This window comes from Streptomyces sp. NPDC047841, assembly GCF_040704085.1.
In the GTDB taxonomy this organism is placed as follows: domain Bacteria; phylum Actinomycetota; class Actinomycetes; order Streptomycetales; family Streptomycetaceae; genus Streptomyces; species Streptomyces argyrophylli.
Window position 1 is genome coordinate 1 of sequence record NZ_JBEYRP010000075.1, and the last position, 5,747, is coordinate 5,747.

Below are 5,747 nucleotides of genomic sequence, written 5' to 3' on the forward strand. Positions count from 1 at the left end.
CTCCAGGGCCGGCCCTTGCGGACCGGATCTGCACCCTCACGCCGGAGCGCAGTGATCAGCTTGCCGAACTGGCGCGGGCTCAGACCGGTGAACGGTGCTATCCAAGAGGGCTCCGACGCCGTGATCACAACAGACACCGCAAGATCATCTCACCTGTGACCAGCAGTTACGGGACACCCCTTAGGCCGTGTATCGGAAGTGCTATTAGCGGAGCTAAACGAGGGTTGATTTTCAGGGTGCGGTGCCCGGGGGCGGGCTGAGACTCAGTCACCGGACCGTTCCAGGAAGCCGGCGACGCTACGGTTCGCCTCGGGCGGGATGGCGTGTGGAAGCGCGTGATGGGACACATCCGGCAGCACGGTCGTTTCGACGCGTGGCAGCAGCGCCTCGGCGCGGGCGGCCACCTTGGAGGGGTCATGGGTCCTGCTGCTTCCGGCGAGGAGCAACAGGACCGGCAGGTCCAGGCCGCGCAGGGCGTCCGGTGCCGGGCGCGGCCCGGTTACGGGTCGGAGAGAGGGGAAACCGGCGGCCGCCTCTTGGAGGGCGAGCCAGTCGGGATCGAGGGCGGAGCCTTTGGTCTCCCACTCCAGGAAGGCGCGGACCCGGCGGGGTGTGTTCAGCAGCAGCATGGGCAGTGCGTGCAGCAGGTAGGCCGGGCTGAACCCGGCGAAGCACTGGGTCGGGTCCAGAAGGGCCAGGCGGCGTATCCGGTCGGGCGCGCGCATGGCGTGATGCAGCGCGATCCAGGCGCCGTACGAGTGTCCGCCCAGGTCGGTCTCGGCCACTCCGAGGCCGTCGAGGAGCGCGTCCAGCCAGGCCGACAGGTCGGCTACCGTACGGGGGTGGCGGTCGCCGTCGGGAGTGCTGCGTCCGGGGGCGCCGATCAAGTCGACGGCGAACACCCGGTGGGTGCGGGACAGTTCGGCGGCCTGCGTGTACCAGGACGCGGAGGTTGCGCCCCCTCCGCCGGGCAGGAGGACGAGCGAGGGCCTGTCGGCCGGGCCGCATACGTTGACGTGTGTCGTGCCGAAGGGCGTGGGAACGGTCGCCGTCTCGCGAGCGGCAGGCCACTTGGTCATGACCTTGTCGTAGGCCATGAGGAAGTTGTCGGCGTCGTACGTATCGCGAGCGTTCATGAACGGCGACTCCTCTATTATCTCGCTCAGCAAGATACTTGTTGGGCGAGATGATACGTGGAGGTGGTCCGTGCCCGATCAGGAGGGTGAGGAACTCGTCGAACGAGCCGAGCCGGGGCCCGAGATGGAGATCGTCCACCTGCTGCGCGCGGTGACCGTCGACCTGGGCAGGCACAGCACCCGGTTCGCACAGCGCAACGGCATGCACCCCACCGACGTGCGTGCGCTGATCGCCCTGATGGACGCCGCCCGCGCCGGCGAGGAGACCACAGCAGGGCACCTAGGCGCCGCTCTCGGGCTCAACTCGGCAGGAACCACAGCACTGGTCGACCGCCTCGAACGGGCCGGGCATGTGCGGCGAATGCGCGATGCGCGGGACCGCCGCAAGGTCACCATCGAAGTGGACGAGCGGGCGGTCGCCCTCGGCTGGTCCCACTTCGGACCGCTCATCGATCGGGCGGTGGACCTGCTGCGGGGATACGACGAGCGGGAACTGGCCGCGGTCAGGGGCTTTCTGACTGGGATGCGGAAGGCAGCGGTCTAGGATGTATCTCGAATGTGCTGGTCACAGCCACTCGTTGATGGCCGCGACGAGAACGGTTGCCTCGTAACGAACCGCGAGTTTGTCGTATCTCGTGGCCACGGCACGATGCCTTTTGAGGCGATTAATGCCGCACTCGACCGCGTGGCGCTCGCGGTAGTCGACCGGGTCGAACTTCGGCGGCCGACCGCCGCGGGAGCCGCGCTGCTTGCGGTGACGCGCCTGGTCGGCCTTGTCCGGGATGGTGCAGCGGATACCTCGTCTACGCAGGTAGGCGCGGGGGGGTCTTGCGGGAGGCGTAAGCCTTGTCAGCGCGCACGCGGTCCGGGCGAATGCGTGGCCGGCCCACCCCGACGCGGGGCACGCGAATCTTCTCCAGCACGGCCTCGAACTGTGGCGAGTCGCCGCGCTGCCCGGCCGTCACCACGATCGATAGAGGCTTCTGGCCCTGCTCGACGGCCAAGTGCAGTTTGGTGGTGAACCCGCCGCGCGAGCGTCCCAGTCCGTGATCACGTGGCTCGGTGAGGACACCGCCCGGCGGTTCCTTCTGCAGGTCACCGTGCTTCCGGGCGCCGGCCGCATGCTGATGAGCGCGACACACCGTGGAGTCGACGCTCAGGTCCCACGAGATCGCCCCCTGCGCGTCGGCCAGAGCCTGGAGCCGGGTGAGAACCCGGTGCCAGGTGCCATCCCGCTGCCACCGACGGAACAAGTCGTAGATCCGGCCCCACGGCCCGTACTCGACGGGCACATCCCGCCACGGAACACCGGTCCGGATACGGAACCGTATGCCGTCGATCAGTTGCCGCCGCGGCCAGACGGGCGGCCGCCCCACCTTCGTCCCCGTCGGCAACAACGGCTCCAGCACAGCCCACTGTTCATCCGTGAGATCTCCCCGCCCCATGAAACACGATCATTCATAGATCAAGATCCACTTTCGATACACGGCCTAGAAGGTGCCGATTCGCAGGAAATACGGGCCGTTGCCGCATCGCCTGTCAGACCGCAAAGATCGCCGGCGCGCCTTCGGCGGGGTGGGGACGCTGCCCCGAAACGCAGAATGGCCGGTACCCCCACAAGGGGGCACCGGCCATGCGCATGAAGCGGCGCAAGGGGACGAGCCGCCCAGGTCGCCAGTGCTCCTTCGCCGGGGGCGGGAAGACCAGCGGCGCTCACCAGTGCACCGGAACGCCGCATGGATCGACACGGACAGGATCGGATCGCCTGTGATTCCCCGATAGCCTCAGGCGGGGTGGTGATCTCGGCCGGGTAGGTTCCGGCCATGGCCGATGACTGGCGGACGGATCGAATCGGGAGTGCCCTGCGAGGCGAGAACCCCACGGTTATGCGGCGCTTGCACGCAGGGTTCGCAGCGATCGGCGATGTGCAGTTCCTCCCGGGTTACTCGGTACTCCTGGTGGACGATCCCAAGGTGGAAAGACTGTCGGACTTGTCCAAGGAGAAGCGGCTGGCCTTCCTGTCCGACATGGACCAACTGGGAGAGGCAGTCGAGCGAGCATCCCGCCGCACGGATGCGGCCTTCCGGCGGGTCAATCTGGAGATCCTTGGCAACACCGACGGATTCCTGCATGCGCACGTATGGCCCCGGTTCGAGTGGGAACCGTCCGACCTGGTGCGAGTGCCGGTATGGCTCTATCCCCGTGACCGATGGACTGACAAGCAGTACTCACTCGGTCCGCAGCACGATCCGCTGCGCAAAGCGATCGGAGACGAACTGGACCGTCTGCTCGATGAATCGACAGCAGGCGCATCATGGCGGTCACCTTGAGCACGCGCGGAACGTGGACGTGCAGGCGCTCGACCACCACGTCGCGGTCCCGGTCCAGCAGTCCTTGAGCAGGCAGTTCTCTCGGGTGGGGAGTTCTGGACCACCGCGACTGCCCCGGCCCCCGTCGAACAGCGGCCGGGGGAACGGAGCATCCGCCACGCCGATGAGGAGAGGGTAGAACTCCAGGCGTCGTCGGGCGTCGTGGAAGACGGCATCAGGGATCGATCAGGGTGCTATCGGGGGCGATCCCTGATTCGCCGCACCGCGACTGTGCGGAACGGTCGTGGACATGACTTTCAAGCCTTCTTCCTCCAAAGCCGGGACCACGACGACAGCGAGCCGACGCAGGCGGGTGCCGATGGCGGCGCTCGCCTGCACGGTCCTCGGCGCGGTGGCGCCGGGCACGGCCGTCCCGGCGGCCGCAGCGCCCGCCGCGCGGCCTGCCGCCGCGGTCGACTGCACCGGCAACATCCCCCGCAACATCACCCGCGCCACCACCAGCGACCGGTTGCCGAAGCTGGATCCGCAGGCGTTGCAGCAGGCCCTGTCGAGCGCGCCCGACCGCGTCACGGGCGTGCTGGCACGCGTGAGCGGGCCGGACGGCCACTGGACCGGGACGTACGGCACCGCCGACATCACGACCGGTGCGCCGGTGCCGGTCGACGGCCGGTTCCGTCTCGGCAGCGTCACCAAGACCTTCATCGCCACCGTGATGCTGCAACTGGCCGCCGAGCACCGCGTCGACCTCGACCGGCCCGTCCAGCACTACCTGCCGGACGTCCTGCCCGACAGCTACCCGCCGATCCCCGTCCGCACCCTGCTCAACTTCACCAGCGGCCTGCCCGAACTGACCCAGGACGACCTGCCCACCACCCCGGACGGCATCGTCGCGCACCGCTTCGACGACCACCCGCTCGCCGAACTCGTCGCCAAGGCCGTCCGGCACGAACGCCCCTTCACCGAGCCCGGTTGCATGCAGGTCTACGGAGCCACCGGCTACTACGTCGCAGCCATGCTCGTCCAGCACCTCACCGGACACACCTACCAGCAGGAGATCACCACCCGGATCCTGCGACCGCTGCACCTGCGCGACACCACCGCCCCGCAGACCGACACCACGATCCCCGGCCCCCACTCCCACGGCTACATCGCCGTACCTCGACCGGACGGCGGATCGCAGCGGGTCGACATCACCGAACAGAATCCCGGCGCCGGCGGCATGATCTCCACCACCGCTGACCTCGACCGCTTCCTGACCGCACTCTTCCGGGGACAACTGCTGTCCCCGACCGAGCAGGCGGAATTGTTCGACGTCCCCGACGTCCCCTACCTCGGCGGCACCGCCCACGACCCGGGACAGGGTCACGCCTACTACGCTGCCGGCCTGATGCGCGTGACCCTGCCCAACGGTGTGACCGTGTGGGGGAAGACCGGCACCACCTTCGGCTACACCAACGGCATGTTCACCACCCGCGACCTGCGCCGCCGCCTGGAATACTCCTTCAACCCCACCAGCGGTGGCGGCAACGACCTCGCCCTGGTCACCCGGATCCTGTCCTCGGCCTTCGCCCCGTGAGCGTCACACCTCATGGCTGACGATCACCTTGCCGAACGCGGCTCCTGACGCGTAGGCCCTGTCCGGCCAGTGGAGCGGGTATGGGCTGCGGTTTCCAGCCTCAGAGGCCTGATTCCACGGAACATCCGGGCGTCGAACTACCTGACTGTCGATCGGACATCGTCAAAGACCTGCTGTTCCAGGTCGGACTCGCCACGGGAAAGTGGGACGCGGTCATCGACGCAGGCATGTGGCCCACCCAACAGACCGATGTCCTGGGAGCGGCCGGGCGTCCAGGGCTCCGGGTCGCGTACGGCGGCGAGCATCGCGCGGAACTGGTCGACGACGGCCTGGTCCTCGGGGGTGAGGGCGCGCGCCAGGGCCGTGGCCGCAACGGCGAAAGCGACTGATCAGCGGACGGTCTCCTGCTCGGGGTCGGCAGTGCGGGCGCCGACGAGCGTCTTGAGGACGCGCGGAAGATGGACGTGCAGATGCTCGACTACGACCTCGCGGCCGCGGTCCCCCACTTCGCGGGCCACGAGTTCGGTAAGACCGCTGGCACTTAGACATCATCTCATTTGGTGAGTCTGCGGTAGCAGATGAGGGTGCAGGCGATGCTGGTGAAGGCCAGGAAGTGCTCGGCTTTGCGCTCGTAGCGGCGGTGTAGGCGGCGGCAGCCGGCGAGCCAGGACATGGTGCGTTCGATGGTCCACCGGTGGCGGCCCA

General features: G+C 68.1%; 7 protein-coding genes and 2 pseudogenes. 4 read left to right on the forward strand and 5 right to left on the reverse strand.

The features are described from left to right. A pseudogene (locus AB0947_RS42535) lies at positions 1-137 on the reverse strand (IS5/IS1182 family transposase); the annotation flags it as partial. 126 nt (positions 138-263) lie between these two features. Further along, positions 264-1,136 carry an alpha/beta hydrolase gene (locus tag AB0947_RS42540; RefSeq protein ID WP_366755721.1) on the reverse strand — a complete coding sequence of 291 codons (873 nt, stop codon included), beginning with the start codon at positions 1,134-1,136 and terminating at the stop codon, positions 264-266. Between the two features lie 124 nt (positions 1,137-1,260). On the opposite strand from AB0947_RS42540, the gene AB0947_RS42545 reads away from it, so the two are divergent. Beyond that, entirely contained in the window at positions 1,261-1,680 is a 420-nt protein-coding gene (locus AB0947_RS42545) for a helix-turn-helix domain-containing protein (RefSeq protein WP_366755726.1), read from the forward strand. A 21-nt stretch (positions 1,681-1,701) separates the two neighbouring features. Here the strand turns inward: AB0947_RS42545 and AB0947_RS42550 are convergent. Beyond that, positions 1,702-2,581, reverse strand: a pseudogene (locus tag AB0947_RS42550) (IS5 family transposase). 378 nt (positions 2,582-2,959) lie between these two features. Between AB0947_RS42550 and AB0947_RS42555 the strand changes: the two are divergent. From AB0947_RS42555 to AB0947_RS42565, 3 genes are all read left to right on the forward strand, one after another. Continuing rightward, positions 2,960-3,466 (forward strand): diadenosine tetraphosphate hydrolase, encoded by a 507-nt coding sequence (locus AB0947_RS42555; protein ID WP_366755722.1) that lies wholly within the window; start codon positions 2,960-2,962, stop codon positions 3,464-3,466. A 289-nt stretch (positions 3,467-3,755) separates the two neighbouring features. Continuing rightward, on the forward strand, positions 3,756-5,042 hold the full coding sequence (locus AB0947_RS42560; RefSeq protein ID WP_366755723.1) for a serine hydrolase domain-containing protein: 1,287 nt from the start codon (positions 3,756-3,758) through the stop codon (positions 5,040-5,042). Positions 5,043-5,269: 227 nt separating this feature from the next. Beyond that, positions 5,270-5,431, forward strand: coding sequence for a hypothetical protein (locus AB0947_RS42565; RefSeq protein ID WP_366755724.1), 162 nt, complete (start codon positions 5,270-5,272; stop codon positions 5,429-5,431). On the opposite strand, the gene AB0947_RS42570 is transcribed toward AB0947_RS42565, so the two are convergent. Then, positions 5,432-5,560, reverse strand: coding sequence for a hypothetical protein (locus tag AB0947_RS42570; RefSeq protein ID WP_366755725.1), 129 nt, complete (start codon positions 5,558-5,560; stop codon positions 5,432-5,434). A 35-nt stretch (positions 5,561-5,595) separates the two neighbouring features. Next, positions 5,596-5,747 (reverse strand): transposase (locus AB0947_RS42575; protein ID WP_366755727.1); only part of this gene is annotated, 152 nt, incomplete at its 5' end.

What these genes read in the sequence shown, in the direction of transcription:
- AB0947_RS42540 (WP_366755721.1), bottom strand. Translation starts at nt 1,136, where the DNA reads ATGAACGCTCGCGATACGTACGACGCCGACAACTTCCTCATGGCCTAC.
- AB0947_RS42545 (WP_366755726.1), top strand. Translation starts at nt 1,261, where the DNA reads ATGGAGATCGTCCACCTGCTGCGCGCGGTGACCGTCGACCTGGGCAGG.
- AB0947_RS42565 (WP_366755724.1), top strand. Translation starts at nt 5,270, where the DNA reads ATGTGGCCCACCCAACAGACCGATGTCCTGGGAGCGGCCGGGCGTCCA.
- AB0947_RS42555 (WP_366755722.1), top strand. Translation starts at nt 2,960, where the DNA reads ATGGCCGATGACTGGCGGACGGATCGAATCGGGAGTGCCCTGCGAGGC.
- AB0947_RS42560 (WP_366755723.1), top strand. Translation starts at nt 3,756, where the DNA reads ATGACTTTCAAGCCTTCTTCCTCCAAAGCCGGGACCACGACGACAGCG.